Origin of the sequence: Pseudomonas sp. GD03862, assembly GCF_029840855.1 — a bacterium.
Taxonomy (GTDB): domain Bacteria; phylum Pseudomonadota; class Gammaproteobacteria; order Pseudomonadales; family Pseudomonadaceae; genus Aquipseudomonas; species Aquipseudomonas alloputida.
Genome location: NZ_JAOCDI010000019.1, coordinates 13,116 through 37,091, shown reverse-complemented (window position 1 = coordinate 37,091; position 23,976 = coordinate 13,116). Strand labels below are relative to the sequence as shown.

19 protein-coding genes are annotated in these 23,976 nt (G+C 56.9%); all 19 read right to left on the bottom strand.

Going from position 1 to position 23,976, the window contains the following annotated elements; translation table 11 throughout:
- Positions 1–13 precede the first annotated feature (13 nt).
- The 19 genes from N5D53_RS14325 to gyrA all read right to left on the bottom strand — a co-directional run bounded on the left by N5D53_RS14325 (position 14) and on the right by gyrA (position 23,686).
- The gene (locus N5D53_RS14325) at positions 14–1,156 is read right to left on the bottom strand and encodes a glycosyltransferase family 4 protein (protein WP_104962355.1); all 1,143 of its coding nucleotides are present in this window, start codon (positions 1,154–1,156) and stop codon (positions 14–16) included.
- Complete coding sequence (locus N5D53_RS14320; protein WP_274140432.1) at positions 1,153–1,761, bottom strand: CatB-related O-acetyltransferase; 609 nt, start codon at positions 1,759–1,761, stop codon at positions 1,153–1,155. Before N5D53_RS14320 ends, N5D53_RS14325 begins: the two co-directional genes overlap by 4 nt.
- Positions 1,758–3,140 (bottom strand): hypothetical protein, encoded by a 1,383-nt coding sequence (locus N5D53_RS14315; RefSeq protein ID WP_104962357.1) that lies wholly within the window; start codon positions 3,138–3,140, stop codon positions 1,758–1,760. The genes N5D53_RS14320 and N5D53_RS14315 overlap by 4 nt, the downstream gene beginning before the upstream one ends.
- Positions 3,141–3,249: 109 nt before the next feature.
- Positions 3,250–4,533: an oligosaccharide flippase family protein gene (locus tag N5D53_RS14310; RefSeq protein ID WP_104962358.1), complete on the bottom strand. Its 1,284-nt coding sequence runs from the start codon at positions 4,531–4,533 to the stop codon at positions 3,250–3,252.
- The gene (locus N5D53_RS14305) at positions 4,530–5,627 is read right to left on the bottom strand and encodes a DegT/DnrJ/EryC1/StrS family aminotransferase (RefSeq protein ID WP_104962359.1); all 1,098 of its coding nucleotides are present in this window, start codon (positions 5,625–5,627) and stop codon (positions 4,530–4,532) included. Before N5D53_RS14305 ends, N5D53_RS14310 begins: the two co-directional genes overlap by 4 nt.
- Positions 5,628–5,629: 2 nt before the next feature.
- Complete coding sequence (wbpD, locus tag N5D53_RS14300) at positions 5,630–6,205, bottom strand: UDP-2-acetamido-3-amino-2,3-dideoxy-D-glucuronate N-acetyltransferase (RefSeq protein WP_104962360.1); 576 nt, start codon at positions 6,203–6,205, stop codon at positions 5,630–5,632.
- Positions 6,206–6,307: 102 nt separating this feature from the next.
- Complete coding sequence (locus tag N5D53_RS14295; protein ID WP_279840477.1) at positions 6,308–7,048, bottom strand: acyltransferase; 741 nt, start codon at positions 7,046–7,048, stop codon at positions 6,308–6,310.
- Positions 7,049–7,120: 72 nt separating this feature from the next.
- On the bottom strand, positions 7,121–8,071 hold the full coding sequence (gene wbpB / locus N5D53_RS14290) for a UDP-N-acetyl-2-amino-2-deoxy-D-glucuronate oxidase (protein WP_104962361.1): 951 nt from the start codon (positions 8,069–8,071) through the stop codon (positions 7,121–7,123).
- Positions 8,072–8,143: 72 nt separating this feature from the next.
- Positions 8,144–9,457 carry a UDP-N-acetyl-D-glucosamine 6-dehydrogenase gene (wbpA, locus tag N5D53_RS14285; protein WP_104962362.1) on the bottom strand — a complete coding sequence of 438 codons (1,314 nt, stop codon included), beginning with the start codon at positions 9,455–9,457 and terminating at the stop codon, positions 8,144–8,146.
- Positions 9,458–9,777: 320 nt separating this feature from the next.
- Positions 9,778–10,824 (bottom strand): Wzz/FepE/Etk N-terminal domain-containing protein, encoded by a 1,047-nt coding sequence (locus N5D53_RS14280; RefSeq protein WP_104962363.1) that lies wholly within the window; start codon positions 10,822–10,824, stop codon positions 9,778–9,780.
- 256 nt (positions 10,825–11,080) lie between these two features.
- Positions 11,081–12,514: an MBL fold metallo-hydrolase gene (locus N5D53_RS14275; RefSeq protein ID WP_190870061.1), complete on the bottom strand. Its 1,434-nt coding sequence runs from the start codon at positions 12,512–12,514 to the stop codon at positions 11,081–11,083.
- Positions 12,515–12,616: 102 nt separating this feature from the next.
- Entirely contained in the window at positions 12,617–12,880 is a 264-nt protein-coding gene (locus N5D53_RS14270) for a lipopolysaccharide assembly protein LapA domain-containing protein (protein ID WP_047595005.1), read from the bottom strand.
- Between the two features lie 19 nt (positions 12,881–12,899).
- On the bottom strand, positions 12,900–13,202 hold the full coding sequence (ihfB, locus tag N5D53_RS14265) for an integration host factor subunit beta (protein ID WP_010952810.1): 303 nt from the start codon (positions 13,200–13,202) through the stop codon (positions 12,900–12,902).
- A gap of 428 nt (positions 13,203–13,630) precedes the next feature.
- Positions 13,631–15,307 carry a 30S ribosomal protein S1 gene (rpsA, locus tag N5D53_RS14260; protein ID WP_003252673.1) on the bottom strand — a complete coding sequence of 559 codons (1,677 nt, stop codon included), beginning with the start codon at positions 15,305–15,307 and terminating at the stop codon, positions 13,631–13,633.
- A 124-nt stretch (positions 15,308–15,431) separates the two neighbouring features.
- On the bottom strand, positions 15,432–16,118 hold the full coding sequence (gene cmk / locus N5D53_RS14255) for a (d)CMP kinase (RefSeq protein WP_010952809.1): 687 nt from the start codon (positions 16,116–16,118) through the stop codon (positions 15,432–15,434).
- Positions 16,115–18,322, bottom strand: coding sequence for a bifunctional prephenate dehydrogenase/3-phosphoshikimate 1-carboxyvinyltransferase (locus tag N5D53_RS14250; protein ID WP_231114300.1), 2,208 nt, complete (start codon positions 18,320–18,322; stop codon positions 16,115–16,117). The genes cmk and N5D53_RS14250 overlap by 4 nt, the downstream gene beginning before the upstream one ends.
- Before the next feature lie 197 nt (positions 18,323–18,519).
- Entirely contained in the window at positions 18,520–19,623 is a 1,104-nt protein-coding gene (gene pheA, locus N5D53_RS14245; RefSeq protein ID WP_010952807.1) for a prephenate dehydratase, read from the bottom strand.
- Positions 19,616–20,701, bottom strand: coding sequence for a 3-phosphoserine/phosphohydroxythreonine transaminase (gene serC / locus N5D53_RS14240; protein WP_010952806.1), 1,086 nt, complete (start codon positions 20,699–20,701; stop codon positions 19,616–19,618). Before serC ends, pheA begins: the two co-directional genes overlap by 8 nt.
- Positions 20,702–20,914: 213 nt before the next feature.
- Positions 20,915–23,686 (bottom strand): DNA gyrase subunit A, encoded by a 2,772-nt coding sequence (gene gyrA / locus N5D53_RS14235; RefSeq protein ID WP_104962366.1) that lies wholly within the window; start codon positions 23,684–23,686, stop codon positions 20,915–20,917.
- Positions 23,687–23,976 lie beyond the last annotated feature (290 nt).

Genomic DNA, 23,976 nt, shown 5'->3' with positions numbered 1-23,976 from the left:
TAGCTTCCAGCAATTAGGTCAGCAGGCGCTTTGCCATGCGACGATAATCCAAAAGACTCGAAGCAATTTCATAAGACCGCCTCGAGTAAGTATCCAATATTCCAGGATCTGCCTCAATCTTTGCAAAGGCGCTGAGCAAATCGCTTTCATCTCGAATGGTCCATCCATTTCCCTGCACAAACGGAACATGACTGGGCACGTCAGCAACGATAACAGGCCGGCGAGCGCAGAGGCTCATCTGCATTGTCGCTGATTGGCTCCCGGGCTGGACATACACATCAGCCGCGCACAACAAATCGTATAATTCATCGGCAGTTTTCCAGCCCAAGAAAGTGATACGGGGGTCTCTGGCAATGAGCTCACGCGCCTCCTCGGCAATGGAGTCATGCAATTGCCCAACGATCAAAAACTGGAAACCTTCAGATTGCAATCGCGAGAACGCCCGAAGACTTTGAACCAGCTTCTTTTTTTCATCAAACTTCCCAGACTGAATAAACACTGTTTGACCAGGGGCGATACCCAGCATCGCGCGTGTTTCAGACCGATTTTTTGTATAGCTTGAGTCATCGGCGATCCTTCCGCCCAGCGGGAAAAACTCCATAGATGCATCGTCGATGCCGTATTGTTTTCGGCAAAAATCGAGAGTCTCTCGAGAAATGCAAAGCACCTTGTCTATGCTCGGGAGCGCCGCCCTAATGATTGGACGGTAGTAAAATTTGTGAAGCAGTTTTGACAACCTGCTTACCGCACTATTATTTGCATCCTCATGACTATCGACATAAAGCTTAACATTCGCGTGCTTGCATTTGTACCGCGCCGCAGTGCGCAACTCCCAGCCACACAACCCATGAAACATGATCACATCTGGAGCAAACGTCTCAAGAATACGCCCCAGTTGTTTGTGAATCCTGAGCTTCTTTCTCAAAAAGAACGGACCGAAACCACTGTAAGGTAACCGTATAACGCGAGCTCCATCCGTCCCCATATAATCACCTGGCGTGGTATAGCCAAGGGTCAAATTATCCAGATAGGTTTCCGTGGACGCCACCACTAATACATCGTGGCCGGTATCTACGTGCTCGCGCACTAGCTCATTTTCTTGATACCGATAGCCATCGATATAGAAACATGAAACACACAGATGAATGATTTTCATAGCAAATTCTGATTTTTCAAAAAAGCTTCTGGATCGGTGAAATGGGCAGCAGCCACACTCAATTGCTCATCCGATAGTTCCCACCAACGACTTTTCAGAAGTCCCTCAACAATGGACTCAGGAAATCTGTAACGGATCAAGCGTGCCGGGTTGCCGCCATAGATAGCATAAGGAGGGACATCCTTGGTAACCACGCTGCCCATGCCTATCACAGCACCGGTTCCGATCGTAATCCCACCCTTTATCAAAACGCCCTCCCCGATCCAGACATCGTGCCCTATGGTCGTGGTAGGGTCCCAACGGTACTCATGCCGAGAGAATTTCTTCTTGATACTCTCTTTATGCGCCAGAAACACGGGACTGGTCGAGACGTACTCGATTGGGTGTCGCGCGCCACCCACCACAACATTATTGGCAACTGAGCAAAATGACCCAATAGTAGTTTTTATGAACGTGCAATCATAGCCGCAAAAGCTATGCTCACCAAAACGTGTGGAAAATAACGTACTGCCAGACTCTACCTTCGAACTACGAGGAACATGCGAGTCGATCAGCGCAGATCCCCGTGATTTTTTTAGTATCCGCGAGATGATATATCCAATCACAGTCGATACCCCCATAGTTTTATTCTAAACTTGTCAGCCCAAAGCATGGCAATCCACAGCCCTCCGCCAAAGGAAGCCAGCATGGTAAAAAAAGGTCCATTCGTGGTTACAAATGCGAGAGGAAAAAGTGCCGTCAGCAGCAACACCTTGTTCCACCCTTGGGACACCCAATCAAGTGCAATCAGCCAGGCTGTGTAAAGCACGAAGATGACCAGTATTCCCGGGGCGCCGGCAGCGGCGACGCCATCGGTAGCCACAAAACTGGCATTAGACTGGCTTTGTACACCGAGCACCCGCTCAGCCAGAATTTTGCCAAGAAGAGGCCATTTTTCATCAGTTGCAAACGCTGCAGGGACATCAACTAATCGACCGATGCCAGACACGTGAGCCCAGTAAGTAAAACCTTGCGCTGCGAAGAGATCATAATACTGGGTAACAAATAAGCCAGGATAAGCGATTAAACGTGTATAAAAATAGAAGCCCAACTCTCTGAAAATACCTACCTGATCGTAGAGCGCAGCAATCAGAAAGATCATCATCCCGCCGCCCGCAAACAAATACGCAGGATTATTAGGATTACCGCCACGCCTTTTGAAAATGAAAGCCAACAAAAACATTGCGAAAGGCATGAGAAACACCGTTCGCTCAGCGGTGATCATGAACACAAAAATAAAACCAGCAAAGCCGAGCAACGCGATCAGGACACGCCTCGACACTAAACCGGTAGCAAAAAGCACCGGCGATAAAAAATAAGCCAAATAAACCTGGCAGTAGCCTATAAACAAGGATGTAGCCGCCCCCTTCTCCCTTTGCGCATAAATATCATCCGCACCCGAAAACGAAAGAATGTCCCGATACGTCAGAAACAAGACCAAGAAGGAAGTTAGCGAACCCAGCACGCAGGCAAGCACCAAAGGCCTCGACAACGATCTGGAAGCGTTACTTCGCAAGGGAACACAGCGAACAGCCAAGCAACAACCGACAAGACCGATGCAAAAACAAAAGAATAACCAGAAGTAACGATCAAGGGAGTCTTCATGATTAAGCATTCCGATGACGATCGCTGGTAGGTAAACGCAAAATACCAAAGCATAAATAAATAAAGTAGACGGCCTTGTCAGGTATAAAGGCATAACAAAAACAGGAACCACAGCCAGGACGATGATAAGCAGCATACTGCCAAGATTAAAGCTAGGCGAATTGAACCCCCAAAACCCCTGCACTAGAGAAAGGTATCGATCATGGCCGTAAATAAGTGCACAAACATAAAATACCACAGCCACCAGTAGTTTTATGCGCGCCAACCTTACTAACACCAAAGAGCCTGGCAACACTAAAGCATCCTGCTCCCTATAACGACCCGACACTTCATTGCTCATTATGATCTATCGCTCTCGGTTAGCCGACGCATGCCATTTATCCCGACACAACTTACCTTGCCAATCACAGCATACCCATGCGCAAAACTTTGATTATATCAACCATACATCAAGACTCTCCCATTGCCGCCGCACCGTTCCTGACCGCGTGAACGATCAAAAAATGAGCAAACAAAAGATCGAGAAGATACACGGCCGATACCTGCACGACATAAAATAGCAAGAAGTCTTTGAAATCAAGGGCGAAATGAGTAGCGAGCGCAAGTAGCACTCCTGTTGCTGTCAGCCTGAACACATGTAATGCAGGCATATACCAGTTGTAGCGAAGCACCAATGAGACGCGATCCAAGGGCGTACTGACGAAGGCACTGAGCGCGGCAACCATCAAAACTTGCGCGTACAGTCCCGCATCACCCCATTGGCTTCCCAAAACAAACGGATAAAGCCAAGGGGACAAAATACCAGCGCACAAATAGATTGGAACTCCAAATAGCGTCAGTTTTCGTATGGTCATGTTCCAGAGCCCTCTAAGAACCAGCGGTTCCTCCGCGTGCGACGCCGCACGCTGATAGAAAACCTGGCCTATAGCTGCACCTATCAGTCCAGAGGGAAGGAAGATCGTTGCCATGACCATCGAAAATTGCCCAAGTACTTCCGTACCGTATACGGCCGATATGAAAAAAATGGGTGCCGCACTGCTAACAGTAACCAAGACATGTGACATCACCATGGCATTGGCACCACTGGCATGCTTTTTAAAAGGGCTCATGGTGTTGGGCGCATGTACACGAGCACCGTAGATAAGGTCTTTAGAGTAGCGCAGAAGGGCACCAATTTTGCCCAACGCACTAAATAATGTCGTAAAAACCAAACCGCTCGTGCTTACCGTCGCCAACAACGCGCCCGACGCAACATAGGATGATTTACCAAACACTTCCGATAATGCGGAAATCTTGTAGTCACCTAAGCGCTGGGCATTGTGTTGAAACGCCAACGCCAGGGACACTAGAAATGCACTGACAGGTGCAATAAGTAGTAAATTAGCGCCTTGTTCAACGGACAACAGTTGCGAAATTTCCGCCGAGAACGCGTACAGCGCAATGGTAAGTACAACCCCAGAAACAATGCCAAGCTTTATTATCCCAGATAACAACCAACGCGCTTGCTGATCGTCTTTAAGCATTTGAAAAAAATACTCATACCTCCAAGTCATGACACCCGCGAAGAACATGACGAGCTGCAGGAAAATACTTTGCAACGCGAACTCTTGGGGCGCATACAACCTTGACAGCAACGGAATACCCAACACCCCAACGACTTGTGCTACCGTATTTCCTGAGGCTTGCAAAAAAACATCTCGCCAGTACGACGAAACATACTCAAAAACTTTCATTTATTCTTACCGCACGCACTAATTAGAGCGTCTGCTACAGCTTTGATTTCGACCTCACTCAAATAGGGATGCATCGGCAAGCTCAATACCTTAGTCGCCAGTGCATCCCCTACCGGGAGATAAGCGTCAGAAGCGACTGCGGTTTGTTTATTAAGAGGAATGGGATAGTGAACCACACTCGGCACCCCACGACTTTTCAACTCAGCCTGGACTTTCTCCCGATCCTCTACCTGGACAGTGAATTGGGCAAAGACCGAGGAATTCCCCGCTGCAATATGAGGGAGCTTGATTGAATCGTGCCCACTCAAAAGCTCACAGTAGCGTTTCGCCGCCTGCTGACGAAGCACTATTTCACTATCAAAAATATCGAGCTTCGCCAGAAGTACAGCGGCCTGTAGGGTATCGAGCCGACTGTTGACGCCTACCCTTATATGGTGATAACGCTTTTCCTGGCCGTGTCGGGCAATCTGACGAATAATAAGAGCAAGCGCTGGGTCGTTTGTAAATATCGCACCACCATCACCATAACCGCCGAGGGGTTTACTTGGAAAAAAACTGGTGCATGCCACCGTGGTCAACCCACAAGAGCGCCGCCCATTGTAAGTAGCTCCAAAGCTCTGCGCCGCATCCTCAATAACCGGTAGATTATATTTTTCTGCAATCTGGTTGATCGCATCAAAATCAGCGCACTGCCCGTAAAGCGAGACGGGGACTATCGCTTTCGTACGCGGCGTTATGGCGGCCTCCAGTTGCGCTACATCCAGGTTGCATGTGCGCTCATCAACATCGACGTACACAGGCTTCGCACCGAGCAACGCAACAGTTTCAGCCGTCGCAATATAGGTGAAACCGGGCGTGATAACTTCGTCACCAGGCCCGACACCAAGTGCCATTTGAACAATTTGCAAGGCATCAGTGCCATTGGCACAGGTGATGCAGTGAGCCGCCCCGACATAAGCCGCCAGTCGGTCCTCCAACTCGGCTACTTCAGGACCCAAGATGTATTGACCATGACTCAATACGCGCTGAATACCGGCATCGATAGACGCCTTTATGCGTGTTTGTTGCTGTTTCAGGTCGATGAACTCAATCATGATCAAACATCCAGTTTTTCAAGGGAATTACCGCGTACTACGTACGTTGCACCTGTTTGTGAGCAAATGGCTTGGCCATCTACGCCTACATCCAGTTGCTCGCCAAACTCACTCATCCAGCCGATCTGTTTGGCCGGCACTCCGACCATCAGCGCATAGGCCGGTACGTCCTTATTGACCACCGCGCCCGCACCTACAAAAGCAAATTCACCAATTGTGACCCCGCAAACGATCGTGCAGTTCGCCCCCAGAGTTGCGCCTTTCTTCACAAGGGTGTCCCGATACTGGTCCTTGCGCTCGATGAGCGAACGTGGGTTGTAGACGTTGGTGAAGACCATGCTCGGCCCGCAGAATACCCCTTCCTCCAATGTGACGTTGTCGTACACCGACACGTTGTTCTGAATCTTGCAGCGGTCACCAATCACGACCTTGTTGCCGACAAAGACGTTTTGTCCAAGGGAAACGCCTGCACCGATCCGGGCACCGCTACATATATGGACGAAATGCCAAACACGCGAATCTTTGCCAATCTGCGCGCCTTCATCGACGATTGCACTAGGATGCTGATAATGATTCATTACTTGAGACTCACGCTGGATTGAGTTTGGTCGTACAACTGCTGTAGCCGCCCGCGCGCAAAATATCCGTAGCGACGCGCGCCGACTTCATTCAGATGGTGGTTATCCAAGTAGATAACCGTTCCATGCTCGTAAGGGGCGTCGGCAAAAAACCTGAATTGGAGAGGTCCAGAAAATGCACACCTGCCCTGCTCGCCATAGATATAGAGAGTAAGAGATGCCCCCGACCCATACCCAGCCTGGGGTGGCCAGGAGATTATTGACATGGCCTCGGCGTGCCGCGATCACCAGTGCGGTGCCTAAACAAGGTGCGAGCAACCATAAACCGGGGAATAGAGTTTTATCAATCAGCACAAAGCTGGCTGCAAGCAAGCCCAGGCCCAGCAAGCCGAGAAGCGTCGAAACAAGCGAGGGTATTTCACGATCCCGTAGACCGAGAGCGGCTACGCCCCCCACCAGGAATTCAGGTATGCGAGCGAGGAGCGAGAAATAGTGGCTGCCCTGCGCGCCCGTCTCCACTCTCATCGTGCTCCACACTAGCAGAATGGCCGCCGCCAGCATGGCGGCGTACGCGGGAACAATGCGTTTAATACGGTTCAGGTAGAAGCCTGCCAGGTGGATCTTCTGCCCTGGCTCAGTCAGTAGCGCCGTAATGATAAAACCCGATATGACGAAAAACACTTCGACGCCGACGAACCCCGCCGGGAGCCATGCGCTGCCCATGTGGCAGATAAGAACAGCCAAAACCGCTACCGCGCGCAGCCCCTGAACGTCCAGCCGCATGCCCTTACGCGACCGTAACGTGTTCAAGTCCTGCGGCAAAGTTTCATTGTTATTGGGCAAGCTGGCAAAGACCTTACTGAATGTATCGCACGTGGAAAGGCGGCCTGCGGGCCGCCCGCTATCCCTGGGTTTTCAGCGAGAAAGCCCGAGGACGAAAGGGTGCGCCTCGTTGTCCTTGGCCTGCGCTATAGCGGCGCTGCGGATTACGTTGACGGTCTCCACACAATGGCGGGCGTCCTCGATACCGTAGCCACGCCCTGCCAGAATTTCTTCATAGCTGGTGGTGTGCAGGTCGGTGAACCCTTCGGAGAACTCCATTTCCTCGCCATCCACAGTGATTGAACGGTAAGTTGGCTTTTTACCTTTTACGGACTCGGGTAGGTCGTTGGCATCTACCGAAAGGAACCAGCGCACGCGCGCTTTCTCGTACTCAAGGTAGCCGGCGGCCTTGTGCTCGGATGAATAGTGCACGACGTTGCGCTGCAGCTTGCCGAAGATGAAATGAAGCATGTCGTAGAAGTGGACACCAATATTGGTAGCAACCCCAAACGACTTGCGAGGGTCACCTTTCCAACTCTTCAGGTACCACTTGCCGCGTGAAGTGATATAGGTAAGGTCGACTTCGTATTTGTGTACACGGTTCTCAGCGGCAACCTTGTCCTTGAGCTTGATAATCGCCTGGTGATGACGAAGTTGCAGGATGTTATACAAGCGCTTACCCGTTTCATTTTCGATAAGCGAAAGCTGATCTAGCATTTCTGGCGTTGGGACCAGCGGCTTCTCGCAGATCACATCGCAACCCAGGCGTAAACCCGCAGCGATATGTGGGTAATGCAGGTAATTCGGCGAGCAGATCGAGACATAGTCCAGCGCGCTCGCGGCTTCTCGCTTCAGGCTGTGTGCATGCTCGAGGAAAAATTCAAACTCGGTGAAGAACTCGCTTTGAGGAGAGATGCTGTCGATGATGCCCACAGAATCATTGATGTCGTAGGCCGAGACCAGGCGATTGCCGGTGTCCTTGATGGCCCGCATATGCCGGGGGGCAATGTAACCAGCGGCGCCGATCAGTGCGAAATTCTTCATGAACTTTCCTTACCAAACAGGTGAACCCGCCCGAAGCCAGAACCCGGGCGGATGGGCGAATCGACTCGAGGCTCAAGCCTTGATGATATGAGCAGCTGGAGAACGGTACTTACCACGGCTGTCTACGATCAACCTGGCCTTGGCTTCGATCAGCGCATAGTCGAACTTGTCATGGTCGGTAGCCAACAGCACAGCATCGAACGAAGCCAGGTTTTCTGCCGTCAAGGGCTCACTGCGAAGGTCGAAATGATGCTCGCGCATTTTCGGGAATACCGGCACATGCGGGTCACTGTAGGCCACCACGCCACCTTTAGCCTGGATCAACTCCATAATCTCGACCGAAGGCGATTCGCGCATGTCATCGACGTTCTTCTTATAAGCAATTCCCAGCACCAAGATTCGACTCCCTTTCAGAGCCTTGCCTGACTCATTCAGACCATCCATCAGCTTACCGAGAACATACTCCGGCATACCCTGGTTGACCTCACCCGAGAGCTCGATGAAGCGGGTGTTGACACCGTACTCACGCGCCTTCCAGGTCAGGTAGAAAGGATCGATAGGAATGCAGTGTCCGCCAAGCCCCGGACCGGGATAGTAAGCGGTAAAACCGAATGGCTTGGTTGCCGCTGCATCCACCACTTCGAAGATATCGATACCCATGCGGTCAGCGACAATTTTCATTTCGTTGACCAGACCGATGTTGACGGCACGATGAATGTTCTCTAGCAGCTTGGTCATCTCGGCAGCCTTGGTCGAACTCACCGGTACGACTTTCTCGATAGCCTGGTCATACAGGGCGATGCCGACTTCCAGGCAACTTGGCGTATGCCCGCCGATGACTTTGGGAATCGTTCGTGTTTCGAAGTTCGGATTACCCGGGTCTTCCCGCTCTGGAGAATAAACAAGGAAGATATCCTCCCCTACCTTCAAACCACCTTCTTGCAGGCGCGGCAGCAGCTCCTCCTCGGTGGTACCCGGGTAGGTAGTACTTTCCAGCGACACTACCTGACCGCCCCGCAAATAGGGTTTTATCGCATCGGTTGTATTGATGACGAAGCTCATGTCAGGTTCGCGATATTTATTCAGAGGCGTAGGAACGCAAAGAATGAGGGCGTCACATTCGCTGGCCCGACTAAAATCTGAGGTCGCCTCGAACCCTTGCTGGCGAGCCGCAGCGATTCGCTCACTGGAAAGATGCTCAATGTAGCTCTGGCCTGCGTTCAAGCGCCCAACTTTTACTTCGTCAATGTCTATGCCTAAAACGTTAAAGCCGATAGCGTTATAACGCAGCATGAGGGGCAGGCCAACATACCCAAGCCCTACTATACCTATCAGAGCTGTTCTACCCTTGAACTTTTCAACCGCCTGCTTCTTGAGATCCGTCATATCGCGTGAACCACCCTTCTCTATTACCCGCCTGCACATATGACAGGAGGCGGGGTGTTTAAGATGTCTATTTCATCCTACGAGGGGATGAACTCCAGCTAAAACAGTACGACCGTGATTCGAGGCGCAGACCCGCCATGAACTCGGCAACGACAGCCCGCCAACGCGCTCTATCTCGTGATAGACGGACCATCCACACTACACCTTTGCACTACCTTACGTCATCAAGGCAGGCTCCTTGCCCTATGAAAAACGGTCATCGCCCCTCACGTAACAGTATTTTGATATCAACTAAAACCGATCGCTCACAAGCGGGGTACTCAAAATGACCGACGCCGAATCCAGAGGTCTCTGCCGAATGCCAACAGAACACCAGCACCGAGGCCCAGCACTGCGCTCAGCACAACGATAAGCGCCCTTTTCGGTTTGACCGGTCGGTCCGGCAGCTCCACAGCACCATCCTGTTCAAACACATTTATATCCGATGGGTCAATCTTCAGATTACGGTAAAACGTGACCTTTTCTTGCAAGGGACGTAGGCCACGAATGAACGGCTCATCAGAGGTACGCGCTTCAAGGTTCGCGATCTCGGACTCCAACGCTTTGCTCCCTCGCATGTAGGTGAGCGCCCCCCCCATTGCCGCAGACACTTCATCGGTCAGCGATTGCGAAATGACTGGTGGTTTTTCCAGACCAATGGATTTCGCAACTAGCAGCGCCTCCTTCAACCGTACAATGTTGTCTTCACGCTCCCGTCGCGCGCTGGCTTTCCGAGCGTCAATCTGAGTTTGCAGGTTGTCCGCCTTGACTAGCATGTCACTGCGATTGCTTTCGAGCACTTCACGTTTGGCGTTCCCCGCGGCAAGCTCGTTGTACGCCACTACCCACTTAGCCGCCTGCTGAGGGTCGGCAACCGAAGCAGTGACCATGTAGCGCGTAGAGGAACCTTTGCCTGCAGGCGCCACAGCCAGCAAATTGGCAAACTCGCTGTACAACGAATCGCGCGAACCCTTACGCCTTTCTTCACTCAAGCTTGGCAAATACACATCACGGAAAAAAGCGTAGCGCACGCCCTCTGACTGCAATGCCTGAAGGTGGATGTCATACACATCCTTCACGGTCAGGTAGCTCAAGCCAGACTCACCACCACGGCCGAGATTCAACTGCGCAATATCATTCTGGCTGGGCGGCTCTACAAATAGCCTCGCCTCGTAGACTGGCGTGGCCAACAATGCATAAGCAACGCCCGCCGCTACAATTGGTGTAGCGACCACCCCCACCCACAACCTCTGGCGCCATATTCCCTGCATCAATTCGAAAAGGTCGATTTCATCATCACGATTTGGGCACTGAGGTTCGTTACGCATTTATTCTGATTATCCTAGGGGCCGTCTAACATCATTCAAACACTGAGCTCATCCTTGGTACGGGCCAAGCACTTGATCTACAGGCCTCACCATAGAGGTACGTGGCATCGCGTAGCGTCAATTTGCCTGCATGCATCACGTAATTGCACCCTACCAAGACCGTCCGGTCAAGACGAATGAAACGAACACGATTGGAGTTCTTATGATGTTAGTGGTTCCCAGGTAGCTGTGCGCCCTCAAAATCTCTGCAGAGTGGTCAACCAGGAACTGAAATACGCGTACTTGATGTACCGCGCGCAAACGCTTGCTTCAGTACGGATGCCAACATGTTTTTCGAAGCTCTCTCTCCGTGCACTAGCACTATCTTAGTGGGCGCATGCTGTATTCCGGTCGCGAATACCAAGAGACCGGCCTGATCCGCATGCCCAGAATACCCACTCAACGTCATCACCTTAGCCCGAATCTCGCAAGCCTCTCCATCCAGATCTAGCTGCACGAAACCTTCAGCCCCCTCACTCGCCTGTATCACCGCCCCCGGAGTCCCCTTAGCCTGGTACCCCACAAACATCACCTCATGCCGCGGATCCCCCAGCATGGCCTTGAGGTAATTGACGATGCGCCCACCCGAACACATGCCATTGCCGGCAATCACGATCGCCGGTCGCCCGGTGCTCTTGAGGTAATTGACCACCTGCTGGTGGCGGGCATGGGTGTCCACACAGATCAGTTGGCTGAAGCCGAGTGGATCGCGCCCAGCTGCAACACGCGCCCTGGCTTCTGCATTCCAGTATTCGTGCAGCTCCCGATACACGCTGGTGATGCGCTGAGCCAAGGGCGAATCGAGGATGATGGGCAACTGTGACCAGTCGATTGGCTCACCGTCCGGAGCCGGGCCGGTAGTGTTCAGCAGGGCTTTGCGGTGCAGAATGTCTTCCAGCTCGTACAACAGCTCCTGCGTGCGACCAAGACTGAATGCAGGAATCAGGAGGGTGCCCTTGTCGGCGAGGGCTCGGTCGATGGCGTCTTCCAGCCCCTGACGGCGGTCGTCTGCCTGCGGGTGCAGGCGGTCGCCGTAGGTGCTTTCCAGCACCAGCACGTCAGCACGCTCCGGGGGCTGCACCGGGCGCAGCAGCGGGTTGCCACAAGCGCCCAGATCGCCAGAAAACACATACCGGCTGTTGGTTTGCTCATGCTGCATATCGCACTCGACATAAGCGGAACCCAGCAGATGCCCTGCACGCTGCAGGCGAATACGACAGGCAAGACCAGGGTACTCAACCACCGTGTGCCACTGCTCGAAGGGCAGCGGCACGATAAGGTCACGGATGAAATCGAGATAGCGCGCCACCTGCGCAGGCTCGCTGCTGATGCTCAGCTTGTAGGCGTCTTCCAGCACCAGCGGCAGCAGCCGGGCCGAGGGCTCGCTGCACAGGATAGGGCCACGGTAACCCGCTGCCAGCAGCGCAGGGATGCGCCCAACATGGTCGAGATGGACATGGGTGATGACCAGGGCCTGAATACCCTGGATGTCAAAACCGAGGGGGGCGGATTCTGCACCGGGCGGCGCATCACTTCCCTGTTCCAGCCCGCAGTCGACCAGCAAACTGGTGGATGGGCCGAGGTGCAACTGGTGACAGGACCCGGTGACACCCCGGGTACCACCGTGATGGGAAAGGCTGGGATATTCCATGCTGCGCACACTCGCCTGGACCGAAAATGAAGTGGACTATTACTCCATGACGACCGACGCATGCATAGGTGAACCTTTCTTTAGTAGGTGTAGGAAATTTCCTTAGTTGCCGTTCAATGCCGCCTGACGAGCAGAAGCCCTGATCTTGCGCTTGCTGCGCTGCACGCCGTAGGCCCCCAGCAACGGCCCGACTGCAAGGCCAATGACCAAGGCAGCCAACACCAGGACAGCAACCGGCATGGCGGGTGCAGCCCAACCGAACAGGACCAATGACACGGCTTGCTGGTTCTCCAGCACGAAGAACAACACCACAGCCGCCAATAGCAGCACGAACACCGCCGCCAGGGCGCGCTTGAGGTTACGCATCAGATTGCTCCTTGTGGAATCAGGTGTGGGCCTCTTCATGCTCGTCTTCATTGACCCGGTCACGCAACTCTTTGCCGGGCTTGAAGTGCGGCACGAACTTGCCTTCGAGGCTGACCGACTGGCCGGTCTTCGGGTTACGGCCTACGCGAGGGGCGCGATAGTGCAGCGAGAAGCTGCCAAAACCGCGGATCTCGATGCGATCGCCGGTAGCCAGGCATTGTGACATCTGCTCAAGCATGGTCTTGATGGCCAGCTCAACATCCTTGGACGAGAGCAGCCCCTGATGGGTGACAATACGTTCGATCAGCTCCGACTTCGTCATATTTTTCCCTTCGTTATCAAGCAGCTAGATCATTGCTTAACCAGTTTGTAGCACGCTGGGAAGGATTTGAACAGGGTGGATCTTGACTTAATAAAAAAATTCAAGATTGAAGTAATTCAAGAATGGTCTACCACTCAGACAGGCCAGCGCTGCCTGATTCGCGGGCAAGCCCGCTCCTACAACGGGGCGTGTCGGCCTGAGGCGAGTGTGATCCAGCGCCATCGGTGTAGGAGCGGGTTTACCCGCGAACACCGGCGAAGCCGGTGCCATCCACCGCGCCGCCTGATTCGCGGGTGAACCCGCTCCTACAACGGGCTTCGCCAGCCTGAAGCTGGCGTGTTCCAGCAGTGCCATCCGCCGCGCCACCTGGTTGCGGAGCAAAAAAAAGGGCGACCCGAGGGTCGCCCTTTTTACCGATCAAACAGAACTCAGTTCTGCTTGGCCATTGCTTCGCGCAGCAGCGCAGCCATGGTGGTGTCGGCAGCAGCTTCCGGAGCGTTTTTCAGGCTCTGGATAGCTTCGCGCTCTTCAGCGTCGTCTTTCGATTTGATCGACAGGCTGATAACGCGGGACTTGCGGTCAACGCTGATGATCTTGGCTTCGATCTCTTCGCCTTCTTTCAGAACGTTACGCGCGTCTTCAACGCGGTCACGGCTGATTTCGGAAGCTTTCAGAGTGGCTTCGATGTCGTCGGCCAGGGTGACGATGGCGCCTTTGGCGTCAACTTCTTTCACGATGCCCTTGACGATAGCGCCCTTGTCATTGACAGCAACGAAGTTGGAGAACGGATCGTCTTCCAGCTGCTTGATGCCCAGGGAGATGCGCTCGCGCTCTGGGTCAACCGACAGGATGACGGTTTCCAGCTCGTCGCCCTTCTTGAAACGACGCACGGCTTCTTCGCCGGTTTCGTTCCAGGAGATGTCGGACAGGTGAACCAGACCGTCGATGCCGCCGTCCAGACCAATGAAGATACCGAAGTCGGTGATCGACTTGATGGTACCGGTGATCTTGTCACCCTTGTTGAACTGGCCGGAGAAGTCTTCCCATGGGTTGGACTTGCACTGCTTGATGCCCAGGGAGATACGACGACGCTCTTCGTCGATGTCCAGAACCATGACTTCCACTTCGTCGCCAACCTGAACGACTTTCGACGGGTGGATGTTCTTGTTGGTCCAGTCCATTTCGGAAACGTGTACCAGACCTTCAACGCCTTCTTCCAGCTCAGCGAAGCAGCCGTAGTCGGTCAGGTTGGTAACGCGAGCCTGTACGCGAGTACCTTCTGGGTAACGGGCAGTGATAGCTACCCACGGATCTTCGCCCATCTGCTTCAGACCCAGCGAAACGCGGTTGCGCTCACGGTCGAACTTCAGAACGCGTACGTCGACTTCGTCGCCAACGTTAACGATTTCCGATGGGTGCTTGATGCGCTTCCAGGCCATGTCGGTGATGTGCAGCAGGCCGTCGATACCGCCCAGGTCCACGAATGCGCCGTAGTCGGTGAGGTTCTTGACGATACCTTTGACTTGCTGGCCTTCCTGCAGGGTTTCCAGCAGGGCTTCGCGCTCGGCGCTGTTCTCGGCTTCCAGCACGCTGCGACGGGAAACGACAACGTTGTTGCGCTTCTGGTCCAGCTTGATGACCTTGAATTCCAGCTCTTTGCCTTCCAGGTGGGTGGTGTCGCGCACTGGGCGGACATCAACCAGGGAGCCCGGCAGGAACGCACGGATGCCGTTAACGTCGACAGTGAAGCCGCCCTTAACCTTACCGTTGATAACGCCCTTGACCACTTCTTCGGCGGCGAAAGCTGCTTCCAGAACAATCCAGCACTCGGCGCGCTTGGCTTTTTCACGGGACAGCTTGGTTTCGCCAAAGCCGTCTTCGACCGCGTCCAGCGCAACGTGAACTTCGTCACCGACCTTGATGGTCAGCTCGCCAGCTTCGTTGTAGAACTGCTCGAGCGGGATGACGCCCTCGGACTTCAGGCCAGCGTGTACGGTAACCCAGTCGCCGTCGATGTCGACAACGATACCGGTGATGATCGCACCCGGCTGAAGATTGAGGGTTTTCAGGCTTTCTTCAAAGAGTTCTGCAAAGCTTTCGCTCATTTTAATTCCTGTAGATTCGGGCGAAACAGACGCCCATAACCACATTCCAGACAATGTGGGTTCGTTTTAAGTAAAGGAAAGCCGGCAGGACGTTGACTGGTGCCCCTGCCTGCTTTCCTGGCTATCAGATAAGGTCGCGCTGGGCGATCTCGCTTCTGATACGTTGCAACACCTGCTCGATGGACAACTCGGTAGAGTCCAACTGAATGGCATCGGCCGCTGGCTTCAGCGGGGCCACTGCACGTTGGGTGTCACGTTCATCACGCGCACGAATCTCATCCAGCAGACTCGACAGACTAACATCTTCACCCTTGCCCTTCAACTGCAGGTAGCGGCGACGTGCGCGCTCCTCCGCGCTGGCGGTGAGGAAGACCTTCAATGGCGCATCCGGGAACACCACGGTACCCATGTCGCGACCGTCAGCAATCAGCCCCGGCACTTCGCGGAACTCACGCTGACGGACCAGCAGCGCATCACGCACTGCCGGCAGCGAGGCCACCATCGATGCACCGGCACCGACGGTTTCGGTACGGATGACGTTGCTGACGTCCTCACCCTCAAGGATGATCTGTTGTAGCTTACCGGGCTCGGCAGCGATGAACTGCACATCCAGATGGGCGGCAAGCTTGGTCAGCAGCTCTTCGTTGGTCAGGTCGACGCCGTGGTTGCTGGCATTGAATGCCAGCAAGCGATACAGCGCGCCGGAGTCCAGCAGCTTCCAGCCCAGCTCGCGGGCAATCAGCCCGGCGACCGTGCCCTTGCCCGAGCCGCTTGGTCCGTCGATGGTGATAACCGGTGCCATTGAATTCACGACTTGCCCTCTTCTGCCACGCGAATCCCCACTTCGGCGCACAGCGCCAGGAAGTTGGGGAACGAGGTGGCGACGTTGGCGCAGTCGTGAATGCGAATCGGCGCACTGGCGCGCAGCGAAGCCACGCTGAAGGCCATGGCGATGCGGTGGTCACCATGCCCATGCACTTCGCCGCCGCCCATCTGGCCGCCGTCGATGATGATGCCGTCCGGGGTCGGCTCGCACTTGATGCCCAAGGTGGTGAGGCCATCGGCCATCACCTGGATACGATCGGACTCCTTCACCCGCAGCTCTTCGGCGCCACGCAGCACGGTACGCCCTTCAGCGCAGGCAGCGGCCACGAACAAGACCGGGAATTCGTCGATGGCCAGTGGCACCAACGCTTCAGGAATGTCGATACCCTTCAGCTTGGCACCGCGCACACGCAGGTCGGCCACGGGTTCGCCACCCACTTCACGCTGGTTTTCCAGGGTGATGTCGCCGCCCATCAGGCGCAGGATGTCGATCACGCCAGTACGGGTCGGGTTGATGCCGACATGCTCCAGCACCAGCTCGGAGCCTTCAGCGATAGAGGCTGCGACCAGGAAGAACGCTGCCGAGGAAATGTCAGCCGGCACTTCGATCCGCGTAGCGGTCAGTTTGCCACCGGACTGCAGCGAGGCCACCGGGCCATTGCTGTCGACCGAATAGCCAAAACCGCGCAGCATGCGCTCGGTGTGGTCACGGGTAGGCGCAGGCTCGGTGACAGTGGTCTTGCCTTCGGCGTACAGGCCGGCCAGCAGCAGGCAGGATTTGACCTGGGCGCTAGCCATCGGCAGCGTGTAGGTCAACCCTTTGAGCTTGTGGCCACCGCGGATGGTCAGCGGCGGACGGCCGTCCGGGCCGGTCTCGACCACAGCACCCATTTCGCGCAGCGGGTTGGCCACACGGTTCATCGGGCGCTTGGACAGCGAGGCGTCGCCGGTCATGGTGACATCGAACGGCTGACCGGCCAACAGGCCCGACAGCAGGCGCATCGAAGTACCGGAGTTACCTACGTACAGCGGCCCTGGTGGCGGCTTCAGGCCATGCAGGCCCACGCCGTGAATGGTCACACGACCGTGGTTGGGGCCTTCGATGACCACACCCATGTCACGGAATGCCTGCAGGGTCGCCAGCGCATCTTCGCCTTCGAGGAAGCCTTCGACCTCGGTAGTACCTTCGGCCAGCGAGCCGAGCATGATCGAGCGATGGGAAATCGACTTGTCGCCCGGTACACGGATCCGCCCGTTCAGGCGGCCACCCGGTTGGGCCTGGAAAATCAGATCGTTGGCGTTCATAGCGTCCACATAGGCCCGGCGGGCCAGGATTTTACTGAAATGCTCGCGGGCAACCCGTGCGCGGGTGAATACACCCAGCAGCTGGTGCCCATCCCCTTCAGCGATCGCGTCGCGCAGGGCGTCGAGATCACTGCGAAATGTATCAAGCGTGCGCAGGACAGCGTCGCGGTTGGCGAGGAAGATGTCATGCCACATGGTCGGATCGCTGCCGGCGATTCTTGTGAAATCGCGGAACCCACCCGCAGCGTACCGGAAGATCTCGAGGTTTTCATTGCGTTTGGCCAGTGAGTCGACCAGGCCAAAGGCCAGCAGGTGTGGCAGATGGCTGGTGGCGGCCAGTACTTCGTCATGGCGCTCGACCGACATGTGCTCCACATCGGCGTCCAGCGCACGCCACAGGCGGTCAACCAGGGCCAGCGCGGCGGGGTCGGTTTCGGCCAGCGGCGTGAGGATGACCTTGTGCCGACGGAACAAGGTGGCATTGGACGCCTCTACCCCGCTCTGCTCGGAACCGGCGATGGGGTGGCCCGGGACGAAGCGCGGCAGGCGGGCACCGAAGACGGCACGCGCCTCACGCACGACGTTGCCCTTGGCGCTGCCGACGTCGGTGATGATCGCATCACCCAGGTCGAGCAGGGCCAGGCGCGCGAGGACTTTTTCCATGGCCAGGATCGGTACGGCCAGCTGGATGACATCGGCGCCCACACAAGCGGCGGCAAGGTCTTCTTCGCAGCGGTCGACCACGCCCAGGGCCACGGCCTGCTTGCGCGAGGGGGCATCCAGGTCGACACCGACCACTTCGCGGCACAGGCCGCTTTCACGCAGGCCCTTGGCGAACGAGCCGCCGATCAGGCCTAGACCGACCACGACCAGGCGGTCGATGATGGGCGCGGGTTTGGTTTTTGCTGCATTTACCACTGGTGCGAACCCTGTTCAGAAATCTAGGTAGCCTGTGAGGGCCATTGGGGCCGCGGCGCGGCCCTTCGCGGGCTAGCCCGCTCCCACAGAGATCGGCATCACATGCTCACTGTGGGAGCGGGCATGCCCGCGAAGGGCTGCAAGGCAGCCCCAAGGCCCCTGAATCAAAGCACCGCCTTCGGATAAGAGCCCAGCACCTTCAGCGCCACAGCCTCCTGGCTGATCTGCTCGAGCACCGCCTTGATCAGCGGGTCGCGGTGGTGGCCGACGAAGTCGATGAAGAACACGTAGGTCCACTTGCCGCTGCGCGACGGGCGGGTCTCGATGCGGGTCAGGTCGATGCCGTTCTGATAGAACGGCACCAGCAACTCATGCAACGCACCTGGCTTGTTGCTCATCGAAACGATGATCGAGGTCTTGTCGTCGCCGGTCGGCGGTACTTCCTGGTTACCGATCATCAGGAAGCGCGTGGAGTTGTCCGGGCGGTCTTCGATCTTCTCGGCCAGACGGGTCAAGCCGTACAGGTTGGCCGCCATATCGCCGGCGATCGCCGCCGAGTTCCACTCGCCCTTGACCCGCTTGGCCGCTTCGGCATTGCTCGATACGGCCACGCGCTCCACGTTCGGGTAGTGAGCGTCCAGCCACTTTCGGCACTGGGCCAGCGACTGGGCGTGGGAGTAGATGCGGGTGATGCTGTCGGTCTTGGTGTTCTCGCCCACCAGCAGGTGGTGGTGGATACGCAGCTCGACCTCACCGCAAATCACCATGTCATGCTCGAGGAAGCTGTCCAGGGTGTGGCTGACCGCACCTTCAGTGGAGTTTTCCACCGGCACCACACCGAAGTTGACGGCACCGGCCGCCACTTCACGGAACACTTCGTCGATGGCCGCCATCGGCCGACTGATCACCGCGTGGCCAAAGTGCTTCATGGCCGCCGCCTGGGTGAAGGTGCCCTCTGGGCCGAGGTAGGCGATTTTCAGCGGCTCTTCCAGGGCCAGGCACGACGACATGATTTCGCGGAACAGCCGCGCCATCTCTTCGTTGCCCAGCGGGCCCTTGTTGCGCTCCATCACGCGCTTGAGCACCGCAGCTTCACGCTCGGGACGGTAGAACACCGGCTTCTCGCCTTCTTTCAGCGAGGCCGTCTTGACCCGGGCCACTTCTTCGGCGCAGCGGGCGCGGTCGCTGATCAGCTCGAGGATTTTCTCGTCGAGGCTGTCGATGCGCACGCGCAGCGCCTTGAGCTCCTGTTCGGACATGTCAGCCATGCTCCTTCTCGAATTCAGCCATGTAGCCTACCAGCGCTTCTACCGCTTCCAGGCCCAGGGCGTTGTAGATGGACGCGCGCATGCCGCCAACCGAACGGTGGCCCTTGAGGTTGAGCAGGCCACGCGCGTCGGCGCCAGCGAGGAAGGCCTTGTCCAGGCGCTCGTCAGCCAGGCGGAACGGCACGTTCATCCACGAACGGGCGTTGACGCTGATCGGGTTGGTGTAGAACTCGCTGCGGTCGATGAAGCCGTAAAGGCGGTCTTTCTTGGCACGGTTGCGCTGCTCCATGGCCTCGACACCGCCCTGCTCTTTCAGCCACTCGAAGACCAGGCCCGAGAGGTACCAGGAGTAGGTGGCCGGGGTGTTGTACATCGAGCCGTTGTCAGCCGAAACCTTGTAGTCGAGCATGGTCGGGCAGCTGCTGCGGGCATGGCCCAACAGGTCTTCGCGCACGATCACCACCACCAGGCCGCTTGGGCCGATATTCTTCTGCGCGCCGGCGTAGATCAGGCCGAACTGCGACACATCGATCGGGCGCGAGAGGATGTCGGACGACATATCGACCACCAGCGGCACGTCACCGGTTTGCGGCACCCAGTCAAACTGCAGGCCACCAATGGTCTCGTTGGACGCATAGTGCACGTAGGCTGCGTTTTTGGTCAGGTTCCACTCGTTCTGGCCGGGGATGGCCAGGTAGTCGTAAGGCTTGGCAGTGGCGGCGACGTTGACGTTGCCGAAACGGCGCGCTTCCTCGATGGCCTTTTTCGACCAGATACCGGTTTCGATGTAGTCGGCCGTGCCGTTTTCCGGCAGCAGGTTCAGCGGGATTTCAGCGAACTGCTGGCTGGCGCCCCCTTGCAGGAACAGCACCTTGTAGTTGGAGGGGACGGACAGCAGGTCACGCAGGTCCTGCTCGGCCTTTTCGGCGATGGCCACGTAATCGTCGCTGCGATGGCTCATTTCCATCACCGACAACCCCTTGCCACGCCAGTCCAGCATCTCGGCCTGTGCGCGCTGCAGGACAGCGTCAGGAAGCGCGGCAGGGCCTGCGCAGAAGTTAAAGGCTCGTTTGCTCACATCCACTCTCGCTCTGCCAAATAGAACAAAAACTATCACATGGGTTAGCAGCGACCCTGTGGGAGCGGGCGAGCCCGCGAACACCGGCAAAGCCGGTGCCATCTACCGCAGTGTCTGCTTCGCGGGCATGCCCGCTCCCACAAGGCCGGGCTTTGCCAGCTGTTATCAGTCAAACGGGGCGACCTTGGTCGCCCCGCTCGGGTTTACGCTTGCTTACTCTTGCGGGGCCTCGTCGGCACCCGCAGCTTCTTCATTTTCATTGTCTGGCGCTACAGCCTCGACACCCTCCTCGTCCGTCTCGATCACTTCATCGAGTTCGTCCTCGGACGGCTCCTGGATACGCTCCAGGCCCACCAGTGTCTCATCGGCCGCCAGCTTGATCAGCGTAACGCCCTGGGTGTTGCGACTGAGGCTGGACACCTCGCCAACCCGGGTGCGAACCAGCGTGCCCTGGTCGGAAATCAGCATGATCTCCTCGCCTTCCTGCACCTGGATAGCACCGATCAGCAGGCCGTTGCGCCCTTTGGTACCCATGGCGATCACACCCTGGCCACCGCGGCCGCGACGCGGGAACTTGGACAGCGGGGTGCGCTTGCCAAAGCCACGCTCGGAGGCGGTGAGGATCTGCGAGCCGGACTCCGGGATCAGCATCGAAATGATCCGTTGGCCTTTGCCCAGCTTCATGCCACGCACACCACGGGCGTTGCGGCCCATTTCACGCACGACGCTCTCGGCAAAGCGGATGACCTTGCCAGCGTCGGAGAACATCATGACTTCCTTGGCGCCATCGGTGATGGCCGCGGCAATCAGGGTGTCGCCTTCCTTCAGCTTCAGGGCGATCAGGCCGTTGGAGCGCGGACGGGCGAACTGCACCAGCGGGGTCTTCTTGACGGTACCGGAAGCGGTCGCCATGAAGATGTACGCGCCGGTCGGCTCTGCAACCCACTCCGGGGTGTCGCCGTCTTCTTCGTCGACTTCCTCGGCCTCTACCAGCTCACCCTCGAGCACGGTGTCTTCAGCCTCGTCCAGTTCTTCGTCGAGGTCGGCGTTCTGCTGCAGTGCTTCAAGGTCGATCTGCAGCATGGCGGTGATGCGCTCACCCTCCTCCAGCGGCAGCAGGTTGACCAGCGGACGACCGCGGGCAGCGCGGGACGCTTCGGGGATTTCGTAGGTCTTCTTCCAGTACACCTTGCCCTTGCTGGAGAACAGCAACAGGGTGGCATGGCTGTTGGCGACCAGCAGGTGCTCGATGTAGTCCTCGTCCTTCACGCCGGTCGCCGACTTGCCTTTGCCGCCGCGGCGCTGGGCCTGGTAGGCGGACAATGGCTGGGTCTTGGCATAACCACCATGGGAGATGGTGACCACGCGCTCTTCTTCCGGGATCATGTCGCCGTAGTTGAGGTCGTGGCTGGCATTGAGGATTTCGGTGCGGCGCACATCGCCGTACTCGGCACGGATGGCCTCCAGCTCCTCGCGAATCACTTCCATCAGGCGCTCGGCGCTGCTGAGGATGCGGATCAACTCGCCAATCTGCTCGAGGATTTCCTGGTACTCGGCCAGCAGCTTCTCGTGCTCCAGGCCGGTCAGGCGGTGCAGGCGCAGGTCGAGAATGGCCTGGGCCTGTTCCGGCGACAGGAAGTACTTGCCGTCATGCAGGCCATACTGCTCCGGCAGGTCCTCAGGGCGGCAGGAATCGGCGCCGGCGCGCTCGACCATGACCTGCACAGCACTGGATTCCCACGGCGTGGAAACCAGGGCTTCCTTGGCTTCGGACGGCGTCGGCGAGGCCTTGATCAGGGCAATGACCGGGTCGATGTTGGACAGCGCAACCGCCTGGCCTTCAAGGATATGGCCACGTTCACGGGCCTTGCGCAGCTCGAATACGGTACGGCGGGTCACCACTTCACGGCGGTGGCGGACGAACGCTTCGAGCAGGTCCTTGAGGTTGAGCAGGCGCGGACGGCCGTCGACCAGGGCCACCACGTTGATGCCGAATACGCTCTGCAGCTGGGTTTGCTGGTAGAGGTTGTTCAGCACCACCTCCGGCACCTCGCCGCGACGCAGCTCGATGACGATGCGCATGCCGTCCTTGTCGGACTCGTCGCGCAGCTCGGTGATGCCTTCGATCTTCTTCTCTTTGACCAGCTCGGCGATCTTTTCGATCAGACGCGCCTTGTTCAGCTGGTACGGCAGCTCGGTGATCACGATCTGCTGGCGGCCGCCAACCTTGTCGATGTCTTCGATCTCGGAGCGGGCGCGCATGTAGATGCGGCCACGGCCGGTGCGATAGGCCTCGATGATGCCCTGACGACCGTTGATGATGCCGGCAGTCGGGAAGTCCGGGCCAGGGATGAACTGCATCAGCTCATCGATGGTGACTTCCGGGTTGTCGATGAGCGCCAGGCAGCCATCGATGACCTCGCCGAGGTTATGCGGCGGAATGTTGGTCGCCATGCCCACGGCAATACCGCTGGAACCGTTGACCAGCAGGTTGGGAATACGCGTCGGCATGACCGCCGGGATCTGCTCGGTGCCGTCGTAGTTGGGCACCCAGTCGACGGTTTCCTTGTGCAGGTCGGCCAGCAGTTCGTGGGCCAGTTTGGTCATGCGCACTTCGGTGTATCGCATGGCAGCAGCGTTGTCGCCGTCCACCGAACCGAAGTTGCCCTGGCCGTCGACCAGCAGGTAGCGCAACGAGAACGGTTGGGCCATACGCACGATGGTGTCGTAGACCGCAGTGTCGCCGTGCGGGTGGTACTTACCGATCACGTCACCGACCACACGGGCGGATTTCTTGTACGGCTTGTTCCAGTCGTTGCCCAGTTCGCTCATCGCATAGAGAACGCGGCGATGCACGGGCTTCAAGCCGTCACGCGCATCGGGCAGCGCTCGCCCGACAATCACGCTCATCGCGTAGTCGAGGTAGGACTGTCTCAGTTCGTCTTCGATATTGACCGGGAGGATTTCTTTGGCCAGTTCGCCCATGAGAAGCCTGATTCCTTTTTCTGGTGAAACTTCGCAGCTCCATCAAGGGCCGAACGAAGCTCGCCGCCGCAGCGCATAAGGGTGCGACGACTTACGACAAATCAATGAGTTGTGCCATGGATCTGCGCAATGAAGGCCGCCGTGATGGGCGGTCTTGGAAACTGCCGGATGTTATCACAAACGCGGGGGCGGTGGGGAGAGGTGGCAGTTGGTCTCAGCCGCGCTTGAAACCTGGTTTTTGTATTGCCTGCACCGGCCTCTTCGCGGGCTCGCCCGCCCCCACAGGTTCA

What these genes read in the sequence shown, in the direction of transcription:
- N5D53_RS14325 (WP_104962355.1), bottom strand. Translation starts at nt 1,156, where the DNA reads ATGAAAATCATTCATCTGTGTGTTTCATGTTTCTATATCGATGGCTAT.
- N5D53_RS14315 (WP_104962357.1), bottom strand. Translation starts at nt 3,140, where the DNA reads ATGAGCAATGAAGTGTCGGGTCGTTATAGGGAGCAGGATGCTTTAGTG.
- N5D53_RS14310 (WP_104962358.1), bottom strand. Translation starts at nt 4,533, where the DNA reads ATGAAAGTTTTTGAGTATGTTTCGTCGTACTGGCGAGATGTTTTTTTG.
- N5D53_RS14305 (WP_104962359.1), bottom strand. Translation starts at nt 5,627, where the DNA reads ATGATTGAGTTCATCGACCTGAAACAGCAACAAACACGCATAAAGGCG.
- wbpD (WP_104962360.1), bottom strand. Translation starts at nt 6,205, where the DNA reads ATGAATCATTATCAGCATCCTAGTGCAATCGTCGATGAAGGCGCGCAG.
- wbpB (WP_104962361.1), bottom strand. Translation starts at nt 8,071, where the DNA reads ATGAAGAATTTCGCACTGATCGGCGCCGCTGGTTACATTGCCCCCCGG.
- wbpA (WP_104962362.1), bottom strand. Translation starts at nt 9,457, where the DNA reads ATGACGGATCTCAAGAAGCAGGCGGTTGAAAAGTTCAAGGGTAGAACA.
- N5D53_RS14280 (WP_104962363.1), bottom strand. Translation starts at nt 10,824, where the DNA reads ATGCGTAACGAACCTCAGTGCCCAAATCGTGATGATGAAATCGACCTT.
- N5D53_RS14275 (WP_190870061.1), bottom strand. Translation starts at nt 12,514, where the DNA reads ATGGAATATCCCAGCCTTTCCCATCACGGTGGTACCCGGGGTGTCACC.
- N5D53_RS14270 (WP_047595005.1), bottom strand. Translation starts at nt 12,880, where the DNA reads ATGCGTAACCTCAAGCGCGCCCTGGCGGCGGTGTTCGTGCTGCTATTG.
- ihfB (WP_010952810.1), bottom strand. Translation starts at nt 13,202, where the DNA reads ATGACGAAGTCGGAGCTGATCGAACGTATTGTCACCCATCAGGGGCTG.
- rpsA (WP_003252673.1), bottom strand. Translation starts at nt 15,307, where the DNA reads ATGAGCGAAAGCTTTGCAGAACTCTTTGAAGAAAGCCTGAAAACCCTC.
- pheA (WP_010952807.1), bottom strand. Translation starts at nt 19,623, where the DNA reads ATGGCTGACATGTCCGAACAGGAGCTCAAGGCGCTGCGCGTGCGCATC.
- gyrA (WP_104962366.1), bottom strand. Translation starts at nt 23,686, where the DNA reads ATGGGCGAACTGGCCAAAGAAATCCTCCCGGTCAATATCGAAGACGAA.